This window comes from Mycoplana azooxidifex (genome assembly GCF_014196765.1).
Taxonomy (GTDB): Bacteria; Pseudomonadota; Alphaproteobacteria; order Rhizobiales; family Rhizobiaceae; genus Mycoplana; species Mycoplana azooxidifex.
This window is the reverse complement of sequence record NZ_JACIEE010000001.1, coordinates 20408-37247: the sequence shown is the minus strand read 5'-3', so window position 1 is coordinate 37247 and position 16840 is coordinate 20408. Positions and strand designations below refer to the sequence as shown.

Here is a 16840-nt window from a genome sequence, read left to right as displayed (position 1 = left end):
AAACGTGCCAACTTTTTCGACCAGTCTTGAGAAAGCGCTTCACCAGGCACTGACCTACGCCAATGAGCGCCATCATGAATACGCCACGCTGGAGCATCTGCTTCTCGCGCTGATCGACGACGCGGATGCCGCGGCGGTCATGGGCGCCTGCAACGTCAACCTCGAGACCCTGCGCAAAGCGGTTTCCGACTATGTCGACAACGACCTTGCGAACCTGGTGACGGGTTACGAGGAGGATTCCAAGCCGACCTCCGGCTTCCAGCGCGTGATCCAGCGCGCGGTCATCCATGTCCAGTCTTCCGGCCGGGAAGAGGTGACGGGTGCCAACGTGCTCGTCGCGATCTTCGCAGAACGCGAAAGCCACGCCGCCTACTTCCTGCAGGAGCAGGAGATGACGCGCTACGACGCCGTCAACTTCATCTCCCATGGCATCGGCAAGCGGCCCGGCACGTCCGAGGCGCGCACCGTGCGTGGTTCCGACGACACCGAGAACGAGCAGAAGCAGACCCGGTCGCAGGGCGAGCAGGAGGAGCCCGGCAAGAAGCAGGATGCGCTCACCGCCTATTGCGTCAACCTCAACGAGAAGGCCAAGGTCGGCAAGATCGACCCGCTGATCGGCCGCCACGCCGAGGTGAACCGGACGATCCAGGTGCTGTGCCGCCGCTCCAAGAACAATCCGCTCTACGTCGGCGATCCCGGCGTCGGCAAGACCGCGATCGCCGAGGGCCTCGCCAAGCGCATCGTCGAGAAGAAGGTGCCCGAGGCGCTGCAGGATGCCACGATCTTCTCGCTCGACATGGGCACGCTTCTCGCCGGCACCCGCTATCGCGGCGACTTCGAGGAACGCCTGAAGCAGGTCGTCAAGGAACTGGAGGAGTATCCCGGCGCGGTGCTCTTCATCGATGAAATCCATACCGTGATCGGCGCCGGCGCCACCTCCGGCGGCGCGATGGATGCGTCGAACCTGCTGAAGCCGGCGCTGTCCTCGGGCGCGATCCGCTGCATCGGCTCGACCACCTACAAGGAATACCGCCAGTTCTTCGAGAAGGACCGGGCGCTGGTCCGCCGCTTCCAGAAGATCGACGTCAACGAGCCGACGATCGACGACGCCATCGAGATCATGAAGGGGCTGAAGCCCTATTTCGAGGACTACCACAAGCTGAAGTACTCGAACGAGGCGATCAAGACGGCCGTGGAGCTTTCGGCCCGCTACATCAACGACCGCAAGCTGCCGGACAAGGCGATCGACGTGATCGACGAGACGGGTGCGGCGCAGATGCTGCTTCCGGCCGGCAAGCGTCGCAAGCTGATCACCGAGAAGGAGATCGAGGCCACGATCGCGACCATGGCGCGGATCCCGCCGAAGACCGTCTCCAAGGACGACGAGACCGTTCTCGCCAACCTGGAGAAGGAACTGCGCTCCGTCGTCTATGGCCAGGATCTGGCGATCGAGGCGCTGGCTTCGGCGATCAAGCTGTCGCGCGCCGGCCTTCGCGAACCGAACAAGCCGATCGGCTGCTATCTGTTCTCCGGCCCGACCGGCGTCGGCAAGACGGAAGTTGCCAAGCAACTGGCGTCCTCGCTCGGTGTCGAGCTCCTGCGCTTCGACATGTCGGAATACATGGAGCGGCACACGGTCTCGCGCCTGCTCGGCGCACCTCCAGGCTATGTCGGCTTCGACCAGGGCGGCCTCCTGACCGATGGCGTCGACCAGCATCCGCATTGCGTGCTGCTGCTCGACGAGATCGAGAAGGCGCATCCGGACCTCTACAACATCCTGTTGCAGGTCATGGATCACGGCTCGCTGACCGACCACAACGGCAAGAAGATCGACTTCCGCAACGTCATCCTGATCATGACGACGAACGCGGGCGCGTCCGACATGGCCAGGGCCGCGATCGGCTTCGGTTCGTCCAAGCGCGAGGGCGAGGACATGGAGGCGATCAACCGCCTGTTCACGCCGGAGTTCCGCAACCGCCTCGATGCGATCATCCCGTTCGGCTCGCTGCCGACGCCGGTGATCCACCAGGTCGTGCAGAAGTTCGTCATGCAGCTGGAGACCCAGCTGTCGGAGCGCAACGTCACGTTCGAACTGCAGCCTGAGGCGATCGCCTGGCTGGCGGAGAAGGGCTACGACGAGAAGATGGGTGCGCGGCCGCTGTCGCGCGTCATCCAGGAGAACATCAAGAAGAAGCTCGCCGACGAGATCCTCTTCGGCAAGCTCAAGAAGGGCGGCGTCGTCCGTGTCTCCGTCGGCGTGAAGGAGGACGGCACCAAGGGCATCGTCCTCGATGCCGTGCCGGAGACCGCGCGGATCAAGCCGAAGGCCGAGATCGCTTCGCCCGCCCGCAAGGCGGCCAAGCCGAAGAAGGCCAAGGAAACCGTTGCGGCAACGTCGTCTTCGCCGCGCGCCAAGTCGGCAAAGGCCGCCGAGGCGGAGAAGCCGGCCGCACCGACCCGCAAGGGGAGTGCCGTGCCGAAGGTACCGCGGAAGAAGTGACCGCCTTTAGAGAATGAGCGATGCCGGGCAGTCCGCTGCCCGGCATTTTCATGTTGAATATCTGGAATGACGTATGGACGCAGAGGCGATATCCGAAGGGCAGACGAAGCGGTACTGGTTCGTTCAGGGCATGCGGGGGATCTGGAGCATCCCGGCGATCATGCTGATGCTCTCGTTCGTGGGCTTCGCGGCCTTCACCGCCGAAGGCGGCATCCCGGTCGAGCAGGTCATGTTCATGACCGGCGTGGTCTGGGCGCTTCCGGCCAAGGTGATCCTCGTCGGCAGCATGCTCTCCGGCGCCAATCTGGCCACCACCTTCATCGCCGTCACCCTGTCCTCCGTGCGGATGATGCCGATGGTGGCGGCGCTGGTGCCGGAAATCCGTAACAGCAAAACGCCGACCTGGCTGATGCTGCTTCTGTCGCATTTCGTGGCGATCACCGCCTGGGTCTTCGCCATGGAGCGGGCGCACAGGGTGCCGCGCACCGGGCGCCTGGCGTTTTTTGCCGGCTTCGGCATCACGTTGACATCGGCAAACATCCTGCTCGTCGGCATCGCCTACTTCATGGTGACGCAGTTTCCGCCTCTCGTCGGTGCCTGCCTTTTCTTCCTGACGCCCATCTATTTCCTGACCTCGATCTGGGTCTCCGCGCGCCACCAGGTGATCTACTGGTCGCTCGGGATCGGCCTGGTGCTCGGCGTCGTCTTTCACGAGGTCGCCCCGGAGTTCGACATCCTCTTTGCCGGCCTTGTCGGCGGAACGCTCGCCTGGGCCGGGGAGCGGCACTGGCGGCTCAAGCGGGCAGCCGGGGTGGTGCGATGATCGAGGCGCTCTGGCCCTACATCTTCATCGCTGTCGCCGGCTGGCTTGCGACCGATATCTGGCGCTGGCTCGGCGTGCTTGCCGGCAACCGCATCGACGAGAATTCGGAAATGATGCACTGGGTGAGGGCGGTCGCCACCGCGCTCGTAGCCGCGGTGATCGCCAAGCTCATCGTCTATCCGACCGGCGAACTGGCGACCTCGCCGCTGTGGCTGCGGATCGGCGCGGTCGCGGCGGGTGCTGCCGCCTTCTTCCTGTTCCGGCGCAACCAGCTAGTCGGCATCATCGTCGCCATCGGCACGCTGGCTGCCGGCCTGTTTGCGCTCGGCGCTTGAAGCGCGTCGCAATCCTTCGGATTCGCTCTACGCGCTTTAAGCCTTTGTTTTGTCGCATGTCGTCGCCGCAAAACCGCTACCCACATTTGCGCGCCATGCTCCAAGCGCCGAGCGGCCTTGTCGTCCCGGCCCGTTATCCTGCGAGCGCGTCGCGCATCTTCTGCGCGTTCGCTGTCAGAATACCCTGGTCCTCCATTGCGCCCGCATGTCGCTTGATCGGCACGCCCTCGAAGCGCGGGATGACGTGGAAATGCAGGTGGTAGACCGACTGCCCCGCGGCCGGCTCATTGAACTGGATGACCGTGACGCCGTCCGCCTCGAAGGCTTCCTTGGCGGCGACAGCGATCTTCTGGACGACCGGAATCACCCGGGACAGCGTTTCCGGGTCGGCGTCGAGGATGTTGCGCGAGGGTGCCTTCGGAACGACGAGCGTATGGCCCGTTCCCTGCGGCATGACGTCCATGAAGGCCAGCGTGTGTTCGTCTTCGTAGACTTTGTGCGAGGGGATCTCGCCGCGGAGGATCTTGGCGAAGATGTTGTCCGGATCATAGGCGCTCATCATGGTCTCCTTCGAATGTGCGGCCCTGCGGCCGGAACTGCCTGCGGCTGCATGCCAGCCGCGATTGATCAATCAGTCTTCGTCCGATGCAGGCCCGCCGCCCTTGCGGAAGGGGCCGTGCCCGGCGAGCCATTCGCCGGTCTCCGCGACGTCCTGGCGTTCGCGCTCGAGATAGTCGGCGACTGCACGCCGCAGGCTCGGGTGGCTGATATAGTGCGCCGAATGGGTCGTGACCGGCATGTACCCGCGCGCCAGCTTGTGCTCGCCCTGCGCGCCGGCCTCGACGCGGGCGAGCCCCCGGTCGATCGCGAAATCAATCGCCTGATGGTAGCAGACCTCGAAATGCAGGAACGGATGGTCCTCGATGCAGCCCCAGTGGCGGCCGTAGAGCGCGTCCCCACCGATGAAGTTGATGGCGCCGGCCACATAGCACCCGCCGTGCCTGGCCATGACGAGCAGGACGTCGTCTGCCATCCGTTCGCCGATCAGCGAGTAGAACTGGCGGGTCAGGTAGGGGCGGCCCCACTTGCGCCCGCCCGTATCCATGTAGAAGGCGAAGAACTGGTCCCAGATGTCCTCTGTGAGGTCGCTGCCCGTCAGCCAGTCGATCTCGATGCCGTTCTCGAGCGCCGACCGCCGCTCCTTCTTCAGCGCCTTGCGCTTGCGCGAAGCCAGCGTCTGCAGGAAGTCGTCGTGCGAGCGGTAGCCGGCGTTGAGGAAATGGAACTGCTGGTCGGTGCGGTGGAGGAAACCGGCATCCTCGAGCGCCGGCATCTCGTCCTCCGGGACGAAGGTGACATGCGCCGAGGAGATGCCATGCCGCCGGGTCAGTTCCTTCATGCCGGCAGTGAGCGCCTGGCGGACGGAGGCCGGATCAAGGTCATGGCGATGGAGCAGCCGCGGTCCGGTCGCCGGCGTGAACGGCACGGAGGCCTGCAGCTTCGGATAGTAGTTTCCGCCGGCCCGTTCGAAGGCGTCCGCCCAGCCATGGTCGAAGACGTATTCGCCCTGGCTGTGGCTCTTGAGATAGGCTGGCAGCGCACCGAGCAGGGTACCGTCCTCCTGCTCCAGCAAGAGATGCTGCCCGAGCCAGCCGGTGTCGGCCGTCGCCGAGCCGGACTGTTCCATAGCCGACAGGTAGGCGTGGCTGACGAACGGATTGTAGACGGCGCCCGGAAGTCCGCGCGCCGCTCCGGAAAGCCTGGACCATTGCTCCGCCGGAATGTCGGCGAAGTGCTGGGCGACACGGATCCGGTAGATGTCGGACATCGTCAGGCGACCAGGTTTTCCCGCGGATCGAAGCCCTCGAAGGTCATCTGGTCGGCTTCCGCGCGGGTCTTCTCGACGGCCGCCCCGTCACGGACGGTCCAGGTGATCACCGGGATCCCCGCCTTGCGCTCCTTGGTGATGAACGGGTTGGGCAGGTCGGCGTAGAAATAGGAGATGAAATCCAGCCCCAGTTGCATGGCTTCCTCGTGCACGAAGAAGGTTTCCGGGTCGATGCCGCCCGCCGTCAGGCCGACAGGTCTCGGCGCGTCGAGTTCCTTCAGTTCCTTCAGGAGCCAGTGGTCGAAGCTCATCAGTGCGATCGGCCCTTCGTAGTCCTCGATGATCTCCAGCACGCTGGCGACGAAGCCCTCGTCGTCGTCCTTGAGTCCTTTCAGCTCGATGACCAGCGGCACGCGGCCGTCGACCAGCTTCAGCAGTTGCGCAAGCGTCGGCACCTTGTCCTTGGTGCCACCGATCGAGAGCATGCCGAGTTCCACCGACGTCTTCGCGCGCACGTCGCCGGGGATGGCGCAGAGCCGCTCCAGCTTTTCGTCGTGGAAGACCACCGGGACGCCGTCGGCGGCATATTGCAGGTCGCATTCGATCGCAAAGCCCGCATCGACGGCCCGGGAGAAGGCCGAAAGCGTGTTCTCCCAGACGGTGCGGTTCATGTCATGATAGCCGCGGTGCGCGATCGGCTGCGCGGTCAGCCAGGAAAGCTTTCCGGATGGCATCAGGCGATTTCCACGATCGCGTCGATCTCGACGGCGGCGTTCAGCGGCAGGGCCGCCATGCCGACTGCGGCGCGGGCATGCTTGCCGGGCTCGCCAAGCGCGTTGACGAGGAGGTTGGAGGCGCCGTTGATCACCAGGTGCTGTTCGACGAACGTGGGAACGGAGGCGACGAAGCCATTGATCTTGATGATTCGCTTGATGCGGGAGAGATCGCCGCCGAGGGCTGCCTTCGCCTGGGCGAGGATATTGACGGCGCAAAGCTCGGCCGCCTTCTGGCCGGTGGCGACGTCGACGTCCTTGCCGAGATGTCCGGTGACGGCGATCTTGCCGTCGGCGATCGGCAACTGGCCGGAAATGTGCAGGATCGACCCGCTGATCACGTAGGAGACATAGTTGGCGGCGGGGGCGGCGGCGGTCGGGATGACGTAGCCCAGTTCCTTGACCCTGTTTTCGATTTCGGCGGACATTCTCTTCTCCATCCTGCGATCTATCGACGGTGCCGCTGGCCGCGGCGTGCCGCTTGAAGGTGTGTCTCGAAAGCCGGCATGTGCGAACTGTGCGCAGGCATGCCGCCTCGATTGCGTTTTCTGTTACAATGCGGCATGCAATGCCCTTGCGCCCCGCTCTTGCCGAATGTGTACTTATAACATCGCGGCCGAGTTCAACAGGAGGAAACGGATGTTTCGCTCAACCTTTGTCCCGGCATTCTGCACGGTGGCGTTCATTGCGGCCCTGCCGGTAGGGTCGGTCTCGGCGGCAGGACTGGCGCCGCACCGCGCCGTCTACGACCTGCAGCTCAAGGATGCCTCGGAACGCTCCGGCATCGCCGGCATGTATGGCCGCATGGTCTACGAGTTCAACGGCAATGCCTGCGAGGGCTATACCGTCAGCTTCCGCTTCGTCACCCAGATCAACACGGGCGAGGAGACGCGGCTGACGGACCAGCAGACGACCACCTACGAAGACCTGAAGAACCGCAGCTTCCGCTTCCTCACCCGCTCGTTCACCGACGAGAAGCTGGACAAGGAAGTGCGCGGCAACGCCCAGGACGAAAAGGACGGGGTCAACGTCGAACTGACGTCGCCGGACACGCGCGCGGTCGCGCTGGCGGACAGCATCTTTCCGACCGAGCACATGATGGAACTGATCGAGCGGGCCAAGAAGGGCGAGCGATTCTTCGAGGCGCGCATCTTCGACGGCTCCGACAGCGGCGACAAGACGCTGATGACCACGACGATCCTCGGCAAGGAGGAAATGCCGGCGAGCGACGATCCGGACGCCGCCAAGGCGGGCTCCTTTGCCAAGCAGTCTTTCTGGCCGGTGACGATCGCCTATTACAACGACGACGCGACCGGCGATGCCCTGCCGATCTACCGCATGTCGTTCAAGCTCTACGAGAACGGCATCACCCGCGACCTGACGATGGACTACGGCGACTTCGTCCTCTCCGGCAAGCTCGCCAACCTCGAGGTCTTCCAGCCGGGCGAGTGCAAGTAGCCGGCGCAGTAGCCGGCGCCGGGCGGATCCCGGCTTTTTCGTCCTTCCGGGGTTGATTTCGACCTCGACTGCGGTTAAGGGCAGCGCATTCCACACGTGAGGCATGGGGCTTTCCGGGAGAAATCCGGATCGTTCCGCCGGTGGCAGGGCTAACGGGTCCTGCTGTTCGCCTTGCGGAGGTTCAACCGGAAAAGGAGAAAAAGGCATGGCATTGCCTGATTTCAGCATGCGCCAGCTTCTGGAAGCTGGTGTTCACTTCGGCCACCAGACCCACCGCTGGAACCCGAAGATGAAGCCCTACATCTTCGGCGATCGTAGCAACGTCCACATCATCGACCTCGCCCAGACCGTGCCGCTGCTTCACCGCGCGCTGCAGGTCGTCAGCGACACCGTCGCCGGTGGCGGTCGCGTCCTGTTCGTCGGCACCAAGCGCCAGGCTTCGGAAATCATCGCCGACGCCGCCAAGCGTTCGGCCCAGTACTACGTCAACGCCCGCTGGCTCGGCGGCATGCTGACGAACTGGAAGACGATCTCCAACTCGATCCAGCGCCTGCGCAAGCTCGACGAAATCCTGTCTTCGGAAGCTTCGGGCTTCACCAAGAAGGAACGCCTGAACCTCGAGCGCGAACGCGAAAAGCTCGACAAGGCGCTCGGCGGCATCAAGGACATGGGCGGCACGCCGGACCTGATGTTCATCATCGACACCAACAAGGAGTCGATCGCCATCCAGGAAGCCAAGCGTCTCGGCATCCCGGTCGTCGCCATCATCGATTCGAACTGCGATCCGGACCCGATCGACTTCCCGATCCCGGGCAACGACGACGCCTCGCGCGCCATCGCCCTTTACTGCGACCTGATCGCGCGCGCTGCCATCGACGGTATCGCACGTCAGCAGAGCTCGTCCGGCCGCGACCTTGGCGCCTCCGCCGAGACCCCGGTCGAGCCGGCCCTGGACGACGCCCAGGCCTGACAGGACAGGGCGCGAAGAGCGCTCCTGAACGTCCATTGAAGGATCTGGACAAGGCCGTTTACCTCCCAGGAGGGTCGAACGGCCTTGTCTCTTTTGCCACAGATGCGCGCGATGTCCGCGCGTTAATGGCGCAGCGGGGTGCTGATTCGTCATCATCCTGTCACACGCACGGTGGATTGGCTGCCGCACGCGCCGGGCGTCCGCGGGACGCTGCGAGAGTGCTGCCGAAAACATGAAATCGCGCCATTGTCGTGCGGGAATTTTCCGATTTCCGCGAGACGAGGCGCAGAACCCGCAAAGAGGCGAGACGATGGAAATCACTGCAGCAATGGTGAAGGAACTGCGCGAGAAGTCCGGCGCAGGCATGATGGATTGCAAGAAGGCTCTCAACGAGACCAATGGCGACATGGAAGCCGCGATCGACTGGCTGCGCGCCAAGGGCATCGCCAAGGCCGACAAGAAGTCCGGCCGCACCGCAGCTGAAGGCCTGATCGGCATCGTCAGCGGCGGCGTCAAGGCCGTGGCCGTCGAGATCAACTCGGAGACCGACTTCGTCGCCCGCAACGAGGCCTTCCAGGAACTCGTCCGCGGCGTCGCCAACGTCGCGCTGACCACCGACGGCACCGTCGAGGCGATCGCCAAGGCGACCTACCCGGCCACCGGCAAGAGCGTCGAGGACACGATCAAGGACGCGATCGCCACGATCGGCGAGAACATGACGCTGCGTCGTTCCGCTCTGTTGAAGGTCGAGGACGGCGTCGTCGCCACCTACATCCACAACGCTGCCGGCGACGGCATCGGCAAGCTCGGCGTCCTCGTCGCGCTGAAGTCGATCGGCGACAAGGAAGTGCTCTATTCGGTCGGCCGCCAGGTCGCCATGCACATCGCTGCCACGAACCCGCTGGCCATCCGCCCGGAAGAGGTCGATGCGGCTGTTGCCGAGCGCGAACGCAACGTGTTCATCGAACAGTCGCGCGCTTCGGGCAAGCCGGACAACATCATCGAGAAGATGGTGGAAGGCCGCATGCGCAAGTTCTTCGAGGAAGTCGCCCTTCTCTCGCAGGCCTTCGTCATCAACCCGGAAATCACGGTCGGGCAGGCCATCAAGGACGCTGAAAAGCTCGCCGGCGCCCCGATCGAAGTCACCGGCATGGCCCGCCTCCTGCTCGGCGAAGGCGTCGAGAAGGAAGAAAGCGACTTCGCAGCCGAAGTGGCAGCTGTCGCCAAGGGCTGATTTTCTTTACCCGATTTGGGAAAAGAACAGGGATTTTGGAAAAGGACGGGGGGCATCGCGTGACAACGCGGTGCCCTTCGTGTATCCGGCTCACGGCGAGGCCCAAGGCGTCTCGAGCGCTGCCGCGCGACGATGCCGCTGTTGCCTCATCCGCCTCGCCGCGATGTCCAGTTCAACCACCAGGAGCGCCAATGTCCGCCAAACCGATCTACAAACGCGTTCTGCTGAAAGCCTCGGGCGAGGCGTTGATGGGTTCGCAGGGCTTCGGCATCGACGTCGCCGTCGCCGACCGCATCGCCTCCGACATCGCCGAGGCGCGGGCGCTGGGGGTCGAGGTGGGTGTCGTCGTCGGTGGCGGGAACATCTTTCGCGGCGTCGCCGTGGCCTCCAAGGGCGGCGATCGTGTCACCGGCGACCACATGGGCATGCTCGCGACCGTGATCAACGCGCTGGCGCTGGCGACCTCGCTGCGCAAGCTCGACATCGACACCGTCGTTCTCTCCGCCATCGCCATGCCGGAAATCTGCGAGAGCTTTTCGCAACGGGCGACGCTCTATCACCTGTCGCTCGGCCGCGTGGTGATCTTTGCCGGCGGCACCGGCAACCCGTTCTTCACCACCGATTCAGCCGCAGCACTGCGCGCCGCCGAGATCGGCGCCGAGGCCATCTTCAAGGGCACGCAGGTCGACGGCATCTATTCGGCAGATCCCAAGAAATTCCCCGACGCCACCCGTTTCGACCGGCTGACGCATGGCGAGGTGCTCGAGAAAGGCCTTGCGGTCATGGATATCGCAGCCGTCGCGCTCGCCCGCGAGAACGCGATCCCGATCGTCGTCTTCTCCATCCACGAGAAGGGCGGTTTTGCACAAATATTGACCGGCGGCGGTCGCGGGACCATCGTATCCGACAATTGATTCCGAAACGGCGCACAAGACGCGCCGTTTCCCTATAACGGGAGTCCCAAGCTATGAGTGAAGGTGTTGACCTGAAGGAACTGAAGCGCCGCATGGATGGTGCCCTTTCCGCGTTCAAGCACGATATTGCTTCGCTGCGCACCGGCCGCGCTTCGGCCAACGTTCTCGACCCGGTGACGGTGGAAGCCTATGGATCGCGCATGCCGCTGAACCAGGTTGCCAATATCACCGTGCCGGAGCCGCGCATGCTGGCCGTCTCGGTCTGGGACAAGCAGATGGTGGGTGCGGTCGACCGTGCGATCCGCGAATCCAATCTCGGGTTGAATCCGATCATCGACGGCCAGAACCTGCGCATACCGCTGCCGGAGCTGAACGAGGAGCGCCGCCGCTCGCTCGTCAAGATCGCCCACGACTATGCCGAGAAGGGCAAGGTGGCGGTTCGTCACGTGCGCCGCGACGGCATGGACGACCTGAAAAAAGCCGAGAAGGATGGCGATATCGGCCAGGACATCAGCCGCGGCCAGTCCGAAAAAGTTCAAAAGATGACGGACGACATGATTTCCGAAGTCGATCGCTTGCTTGCCGAGAAGGAAAAGGAAATCATGCAGGTCTGAGCGCAGGCTTGCCCGGTTTCCCGCTTTCGTCCACGGATCGTCGATGACCCATCATGCTTTGAAGAACATACCCAACCACGTTGCCATCATCATGGACGGCAACGGGCGCTGGGCCAATGTTCGCGGCCTGCCGCGAAGCATGGGGCATCGCAAGGGAGTGGAGTCCGTGCGCGAAGCGGTGCGCACCGCCGCCGACGCGGGCGTCGCATACCTGACGCTGTTTGCGTTTTCGTCCGAGAACTGGAGCCGGCCGGAGAGCGAGGTCTCCGACCTCATGGGCCTGCTGAAGACCTTCATCCGCCGGGATCTCGCGACCCTGCACAAGGAAAACGTGCGGATCCGGGTCATCGGCGACCGCTCCAACCTGCGTGACGACATCCTGCCGCTGCTGCTGGAGGCGGAGGAGAAGACCCGGGACAACACATCGATCACGCTGGTGATCGCCTTCAACTATGGCGCCCGCGACGAGATCGCCCGGGCCGTGCGTTCGATTGCCGGAGATGTCTCGATCGGGCTTATTCACCCCGCGCAGGTCACGTCCGAACTGATCAGCGCGCGCCTGGACACGGCGGGCATCCCCGATCCGGACCTCATCATCCGCACCAGCGGCGAGGAGCGCCTGTCGAATTTCCTGCTCTGGCAGGCGGCCTATGCGGAGCTCATGTTCGTGCCCGAGTTCTGGCCGGATTTCTCGCGGGCGACCTTCCTGCAGGCGCTGGCGAACTATGCCGGCCGCGAGCGTCGCTTCGGCGGCGTGCCCGCGCCGACACTGGCAGTGGGCTCCTGATGAGCACAGAGCTGCGGCTTCGCATCGTATCCGGTATCGTTCTCGCTGCCGTCGTGCTTGCTGCCACCTGGGCCGGCGGCCTGCCGTTCCGGCTGCTGTCGTCCCTCATCGCCCTTCTGGTCTACTACGAATGGTCGACGATCACGCGTCTCGCCGAGGCCGACGTGCGCGGCAACGCCTTCGGCTGGGCCGCAACTTTGGCCGTCGCCGCCATGGTGGTCTACGCCGAGGAGGAACTCGCGCTCGTCACCGTTGCGGGTGCGGTGGTACTGTCGGCGATCCATGCGGTGGCCTTCAAGCGGAGCTTCTGGCTTTCGGGCGGGATCGCCTATGCCGGGCTGACGGCCATTTCGCTCGCCGCCATCCGTGGCGGCGACGCCACCGGCCTGATCGCCATGCTGTTTGTCTTCGCGGTCGTGTGGGCGACCGATATCCTCGCCTATTTCGTCGGCCGGGCGATCGGCGGACCGAAGCTTGCTCCGCCGATCTCGCCGGGCAAGACGTGGTCCGGCGCGATCGGAGGCACGATCTCGGCGATCGTCGCCGGCAGTTTACTCTATCTCTGCTTCTTCCCGTCGATCGGGCTGTGGATCCCGCTTGTCGCCTTCATCCTGTCCGTCTTCAGCCAGGTCGGGGACCTGTTTGAATCCTTCATCAAGCGCCGGTTCGGCGTCAAGGATTCGAGCCGCCTGATCCCGGGTCACGGTGGCGTCATGGACCGGGTGGATGGTCTTGTTTTCGCCTGTTTCGCGGCGTTTCTGCTGAGTCTGGCGGCAATGTTGTCGGGGCAGCAGTCCGCATCGACGGGCGCATTTCTTCTTGGCCTTTGACGCCAGCTTTCCAGGGAGCCCATCGCAGATATGGAACTGTTGCAGCAAGCGTTCGGCCTCGTGACCGGCACGATCATTCCGTTCCTGGTCGTTTTGACTCTGATCGTCTTCATCCACGAGATGGGGCACTATCTCGCCGGGCGCTGGTGCGGCATCGGCATCACCGCCTTTTCCGTCGGATTCGGGCCCGAGATCGCCGGCTTCAACGATCGCCATGGAACCCGATGGAAGCTCTGCGCCATTCCGCTCGGCGGCTACGTCAAGTTCCACGGTGACGAGGATGCCGCATCCACCCCGGACTACGACAAGCTGGGCGGCCTGACGGATGAGGAGCGGTCGCGGACCTTCCTCGGCGCGGCGCTGTGGAAGCGCGCGGTGACCGTCGCGGCCGGACCGATCGCCAACTTCGTCCTCGCGATCGCCATCTTCAGCGTGACGTTTGCGACCTACGGCAGGCAGGTGGCCGATCCGGTGGTCGCGGAGGTTCGCGAATCGAGTGCCGCGGCTGCCGCGGGCATCCTGCCGGGCGACCTGCTGGTTTCCATCGACGGTGCGCCGGTGCGGACCTTCGACGATGTCCGCCGCTATGTGAGCGTGCGTCCGGAGGTGCCGATCGTGGTCACGATCCGACGTGACGGCGAGAGCCAGGACCTGCGCATGGTGCCGCAGCGCACGGAGCTTTCCGACCAGTTCGGAAACAAGATGGAGGTCGGCGTCATCGGCATCGTGACGAACGAGGCAACGGGCAATTTCCGCGTGGTGGAATACGGTCCGCTGCAGGCGATCGGGCAGGGCGCGCTGCAAAGTTGGTATATCGTCACCGGCACTTTCGACTATCTGGCGAACGTCGTCACCGGCCGCATGAAGGCCGATCAGATCGGCGGACCGATCCGGGTGGCGCAGGCCTCGGGGCAGATGGCGACCCTCGGTGTTGCAGCGCTGCTTCAACTTGCCGCCGTTCTGTCTGTTTCCATTGGACTTTTGAACCTAATGCCCGTTCCGGTACTTGATGGGGGGCACCTGATGTTCTATGCGGTTGAAGCCCTTCGCGGACGGCCCGTCGGCCCGAGGACGCAGGAGATCGCCTTTCGCATCGGAATGGCGCTGATCCTGATGCTGACGGTGTTTGCGACCTGGAACGATACTTTCGGTAGGCTCGGGTAAGCCTGCGCGAGTATTTCAGGCGCGGAAGCAAGGGCGGAGCAGGGGTGCCGCTAAGGTCCTGTTTACTGTGTTTGAAAGCTTTAGTGGCCTATGGGCCACGGTTCGAATCGAAGTAAACAGAAATTAACGGGCGTGCTTGCTTGTATGGCAAAAGCGGTTAAAACGGCATCGTGACCGGAGTCGGGTTTTCGAGTTCGCCGCGGGACATTGAAACAAAGGTAAGTTGTGAAAATGAAAGCTGGTTCAAGATTTTTGAACGCGGTGTCTGCCGTTGCCCTTTCCACGAGCATGGTGGTGGCTGGTGGAGCAGCCGTCTCGCTCGTTGCCGTAAGTGCCGCAGAAGCCGCTGTTATCCAGCGCATCGATGTCCGCGGCGGCGATCGTGTCAGCGCTGAAACCGTTCGCTCCAATCTCACGATCCAGCCGGGCAAGACCTTCAGCAATTCCGATATCGACGCCTCCGTGCGCCGGCTGTTTGCGACCGGCTATTTCTCGGATGTCCGCATCAGCGTTTCCGGCAGCACCCTCGTCGTCGTCGTCGACGAGAACCGCCTGATCAACCAGGTCGTCTTCAACGGCAACCGCAAGATCAAGGACGACAAGCTTGCAGGCGTCGTCCGCTCGCAGTCGCTCGGTCCGTTCAGCGAAACGACCGTCGAGAGCGATATCCAGGCGATCAAGGATGCCTATGCCGCGATCGGCCGCAGTGACGCGACGGTCACGACCCAGACCTACGACGTCGGCAACGGCCGCGTGAACCTCGCCTTCGTCATCAACGAAGGCGACCGTACCAAGATCTCGGCGATCAACTTCGTCGGCAACAATTCCTATAGTGACGGCCGCCTGCGCTCCGTCGTCAACACCAAGAAGTCCGGCCCGCTGTCGTTCCTGACGCGCAAAGACGTCTATGACGAAATGAAGCTTCGCGCCGACGAAGAGGCGCTGCGCCAGTTCTACTTCAACCATGGCTACGCCGATTTCCAGATCGTATCCTCGGAAGCCCTTCTGGACGAGAGCACGAACGAATATGCGATCACTTTCACGGTCGAGGAAGGCGAGCGCTACAAGTTCGGCGACATCACGGTCGAATCGACCGTCGAAGGCGTCGATGGCGAACAGCTGAAGGGTCTTGTCGAATCGCGTGCCGGCGACGTCTACCGCGCCAACGACGTCCAGGATTCGATGTCCCAGATTTCGCGCGTGGTTGCCGCGCGCGGATATCCCTTTGCCCGTGTCACCCCGCGGGGCAATCGCGACTTCGCAAACCACACGATCGCGGTCGACTACCTCGTTGACCAGGGCGAGCGCGCCTATGTGGAGCGCATCGAGATCCGCGGCAACACACGTACGCGCGATTTCGTCATTCGCCGCGAGTTCGACATCAGCGAAGGCGACGCCTTCAACCAGGAAGTGATCAACAGCGCCAAGCGCCGCCTGGATGCTCTCGGCTTCTTCTCGTCGGTCAACATCACGACCGCGCCGGGCAGTGCCGCCGACCGTGTCGTCCTGGTCGTCGACGTTCAGGACCAGTCGACCGGTACCTTCGGCATCGGCGCTGGTTACACGACGGGCAACGACGGCGGCTTCAAGCTCGAAGCCTCTATCGAAGAGAAGAACTTCCTCGGTCGTGGGCAGTATATCCGCATCGCCGCCGGCGGTGGCGACGATTCGCGTAACTACAGCCTGAACTTCACCGAGCCCTATTTCCTAGGCTACCGACTGGCCGCAGGCTTCGACCTGTTCCGGAACGAGGACAACTCCGAAGACTTCTACGACGTCGACAACCAGGGCTTCACGCTTCGCGTCACCGCGCCGATCACCGAGGACCTGTCGACGACGCTGCGGTACAACTATACGAAGATGGACTACAGCACGAACGTCGACGAGGAAGAGGACCTGGCCAAGGCGCCGGAAGACCGCGACCTGTCGCGTCCCTATTGGGATGCCGTCGACGGCAGCCCATGGGTCCGCTCCTCGATCTCGCACTCGATGACCTTCGATACCCTGGATGACCGCAAGCTGCCGCGTGACGGCGTCTACGCGACCTTCACCCAGGAATTCGCGGGTGTGGGCGGTGATTCGGATTTCTACAAGATCTACGGCAAGGCACGTTATTTCCGCACGCTGCTGGAAGATGCAGACATCATCGGATCGCTGTCGGCAGGTGCCGGCTACATGACCCCGACCAGCGGCGACCTACACGTTTTCGACCAGTTCCAGCTGAACGCCAACGACCTTCGCGGCTTCGAGAGCGGCGGCATCGGTCCGCGCATGGCGAACGGCGACGAGATCGGCGGCACGACCTATTTCACGGTCTCGGCGGAAACGAGCTTCCCGCTGCCATTCGTTGCGCGTGATGCCGGCTTCCGTGGCGCATTCTTCGCCGATGCCGGCACGCTCTATGGCAACAAGGTCGATATCGGCGACGACGACGTCGAGGGCACCAGCATGTCCTGGCGGGCATCGCTCGGCGCCAGCCTGATCTGGTCTTCGCCGTTCGGTCCCCTGCGCGTCGACTACGCGATCCCGGTCGTGAAGGAAGACTTCGACGAAACGCAGCGGTTCAAGTTCGGCATCTCGTCGACCTTCTGATCCAAGCAGTCCAGAACT

The 16840-nt window shown here is 63.6% G+C and carries 16 protein-coding genes; 12 read left to right on the top strand and 4 right to left on the bottom strand.

Going from position 1 to position 16840, the window contains the following annotated elements; genetic code table 11:
* Nucleotides 1-4 precede the first annotated feature (4 nt).
* The 3 genes from clpA (at nucleotide 5) to GGQ64_RS00165 (ending at nucleotide 3658) form a co-directional block, all read left to right on the top strand.
* On the top strand, nucleotides 5-2500 hold the full coding sequence (clpA, locus tag GGQ64_RS00175) for an ATP-dependent Clp protease ATP-binding subunit ClpA (RefSeq protein WP_183797666.1): 2496 nt from the start codon (nucleotides 5-7) through the stop codon (nucleotides 2498-2500).
* Between the two features lie 73 nt (nucleotides 2501-2573).
* A complete protein-coding gene (locus tag GGQ64_RS00170; RefSeq protein WP_183797664.1) occupies nucleotides 2574-3323 on the top strand; it encodes an AzlC family ABC transporter permease in 750 nt (249 codons plus the stop codon).
* Complete coding sequence (locus tag GGQ64_RS00165) at nucleotides 3320-3658, top strand: AzlD domain-containing protein (RefSeq protein ID WP_183797662.1); 339 nt, start codon at nucleotides 3320-3322, stop codon at nucleotides 3656-3658. The genes GGQ64_RS00170 and GGQ64_RS00165 overlap by 4 nt, the downstream gene beginning before the upstream one ends.
* Nucleotides 3659-3791: 133 nt before the next feature.
* Here the strand turns inward: GGQ64_RS00165 and GGQ64_RS00160 are convergent, their stop codons facing one another.
* The 4 genes from GGQ64_RS00160 to GGQ64_RS00145 all read right to left on the bottom strand — a co-directional run bounded on the left by GGQ64_RS00160 (nucleotide 3792) and on the right by GGQ64_RS00145 (nucleotide 6687).
* Nucleotides 3792-4217, bottom strand: a complete 426-nt coding sequence (locus tag GGQ64_RS00160) for an HIT family protein (RefSeq protein WP_183797661.1) — start codon at nucleotides 4215-4217, stop codon at nucleotides 3792-3794.
* Nucleotides 4218-4289: 72 nt separating this feature from the next.
* The gene (locus GGQ64_RS00155) at nucleotides 4290-5486 is read right to left on the bottom strand and encodes a GNAT family N-acetyltransferase (RefSeq protein WP_183797659.1); all 1197 of its coding nucleotides are present in this window, start codon (nucleotides 5484-5486) and stop codon (nucleotides 4290-4292) included.
* 2 nt (nucleotides 5487-5488) lie between these two features.
* Nucleotides 5489-6220 (bottom strand): glycerophosphodiester phosphodiesterase, encoded by a 732-nt coding sequence (locus GGQ64_RS00150; protein ID WP_183797657.1) that lies wholly within the window; start codon nucleotides 6218-6220, stop codon nucleotides 5489-5491.
* On the bottom strand, nucleotides 6220-6687 hold the full coding sequence (locus tag GGQ64_RS00145) for a RidA family protein (RefSeq protein ID WP_183797655.1): 468 nt from the start codon (nucleotides 6685-6687) through the stop codon (nucleotides 6220-6222). The genes GGQ64_RS00150 and GGQ64_RS00145 overlap by 1 nt, the downstream gene beginning before the upstream one ends.
* A 211-nt stretch (nucleotides 6688-6898) precedes the next feature.
* Here GGQ64_RS00145 and GGQ64_RS00140 point away from each other — a divergent pair, with 211 nt between their 5' ends.
* From GGQ64_RS00140 to bamA, 9 genes are all read left to right on the top strand, one after another.
* On the top strand, nucleotides 6899-7717 hold the full coding sequence (locus GGQ64_RS00140; protein ID WP_183797653.1) for a cell envelope integrity EipB family protein: 819 nt from the start codon (nucleotides 6899-6901) through the stop codon (nucleotides 7715-7717).
* A gap of 205 nt (nucleotides 7718-7922) precedes the next feature.
* Nucleotides 7923-8687 (top strand): 30S ribosomal protein S2, encoded by a 765-nt coding sequence (gene rpsB / locus GGQ64_RS00135; protein WP_183797651.1) that lies wholly within the window; start codon nucleotides 7923-7925, stop codon nucleotides 8685-8687.
* A gap of 310 nt (nucleotides 8688-8997) precedes the next feature.
* Nucleotides 8998-9921 (top strand): translation elongation factor Ts, encoded by a 924-nt coding sequence (gene tsf / locus GGQ64_RS00130; protein WP_183797649.1) that lies wholly within the window; start codon nucleotides 8998-9000, stop codon nucleotides 9919-9921.
* 191 nt (nucleotides 9922-10112) lie between these two features.
* A complete protein-coding gene (gene pyrH, locus GGQ64_RS00125; protein WP_183797647.1) occupies nucleotides 10113-10835 on the top strand; it encodes a UMP kinase in 723 nt (240 codons plus the stop codon).
* 53 nt (nucleotides 10836-10888) lie between these two features.
* Nucleotides 10889-11449, top strand: a complete 561-nt coding sequence (gene frr, locus GGQ64_RS00120; RefSeq protein ID WP_183797645.1) for a ribosome recycling factor — start codon at nucleotides 10889-10891, stop codon at nucleotides 11447-11449.
* Nucleotides 11450-11492: 43 nt separating this feature from the next.
* Entirely contained in the window at nucleotides 11493-12236 is a 744-nt protein-coding gene (locus GGQ64_RS00115; protein WP_183797644.1) for an isoprenyl transferase, read from the top strand.
* Nucleotides 12236-13066 (top strand): phosphatidate cytidylyltransferase, encoded by an 831-nt coding sequence (locus GGQ64_RS00110; RefSeq protein WP_183797642.1) that lies wholly within the window; start codon nucleotides 12236-12238, stop codon nucleotides 13064-13066. The genes GGQ64_RS00115 and GGQ64_RS00110 overlap by 1 nt, the downstream gene beginning before the upstream one ends.
* Nucleotides 13067-13096: 30 nt before the next feature.
* Nucleotides 13097-14230 carry an RIP metalloprotease RseP gene (gene rseP, locus GGQ64_RS00105; RefSeq protein ID WP_183797640.1) on the top strand — a complete coding sequence of 378 codons (1134 nt, stop codon included), beginning with the start codon at nucleotides 13097-13099 and terminating at the stop codon, nucleotides 14228-14230.
* Nucleotides 14231-14461: 231 nt separating this feature from the next.
* Nucleotides 14462-16822 (top strand): outer membrane protein assembly factor BamA, encoded by a 2361-nt coding sequence (bamA, locus tag GGQ64_RS00100; protein ID WP_183797638.1) that lies wholly within the window; start codon nucleotides 14462-14464, stop codon nucleotides 16820-16822.
* Nucleotides 16823-16840 lie beyond the last annotated feature (18 nt).

Excerpts from the sequence above, each read along its gene's own strand:
- GGQ64_RS00170 (WP_183797664.1), top strand. The coding sequence starts at position 2,574 with ATGGACGCAGAGGCGATATCCGAAGGGCAGACGAAGCGGTACTGGTTC.
- GGQ64_RS00165 (WP_183797662.1), top strand. The coding sequence starts at position 3,320 with ATGATCGAGGCGCTCTGGCCCTACATCTTCATCGCTGTCGCCGGCTGG.
- GGQ64_RS00160 (WP_183797661.1), bottom strand. The coding sequence starts at position 4,217 with ATGAGCGCCTATGATCCGGACAACATCTTCGCCAAGATCCTCCGCGGC.
- GGQ64_RS00155 (WP_183797659.1), bottom strand. The coding sequence starts at position 5,486 with ATGTCCGACATCTACCGGATCCGTGTCGCCCAGCACTTCGCCGACATT.
- GGQ64_RS00150 (WP_183797657.1), bottom strand. The coding sequence starts at position 6,220 with ATGCCATCCGGAAAGCTTTCCTGGCTGACCGCGCAGCCGATCGCGCAC.
- GGQ64_RS00145 (WP_183797655.1), bottom strand. The coding sequence starts at position 6,687 with ATGTCCGCCGAAATCGAAAACAGGGTCAAGGAACTGGGCTACGTCATC.
- GGQ64_RS00140 (WP_183797653.1), top strand. The coding sequence starts at position 6,899 with ATGTTTCGCTCAACCTTTGTCCCGGCATTCTGCACGGTGGCGTTCATT.
- rpsB (WP_183797651.1), top strand. The coding sequence starts at position 7,923 with ATGGCATTGCCTGATTTCAGCATGCGCCAGCTTCTGGAAGCTGGTGTT.
- tsf (WP_183797649.1), top strand. The coding sequence starts at position 8,998 with ATGGAAATCACTGCAGCAATGGTGAAGGAACTGCGCGAGAAGTCCGGC.
- pyrH (WP_183797647.1), top strand. The coding sequence starts at position 10,113 with ATGTCCGCCAAACCGATCTACAAACGCGTTCTGCTGAAAGCCTCGGGC.
- frr (WP_183797645.1), top strand. The coding sequence starts at position 10,889 with ATGAGTGAAGGTGTTGACCTGAAGGAACTGAAGCGCCGCATGGATGGT.
- GGQ64_RS00115 (WP_183797644.1), top strand. The coding sequence starts at position 11,493 with ATGACCCATCATGCTTTGAAGAACATACCCAACCACGTTGCCATCATC.
- GGQ64_RS00110 (WP_183797642.1), top strand. The coding sequence starts at position 12,236 with ATGAGCACAGAGCTGCGGCTTCGCATCGTATCCGGTATCGTTCTCGCT.
- rseP (WP_183797640.1), top strand. The coding sequence starts at position 13,097 with ATGGAACTGTTGCAGCAAGCGTTCGGCCTCGTGACCGGCACGATCATT.
- bamA (WP_183797638.1), top strand. The coding sequence starts at position 14,462 with ATGAAAGCTGGTTCAAGATTTTTGAACGCGGTGTCTGCCGTTGCCCTT.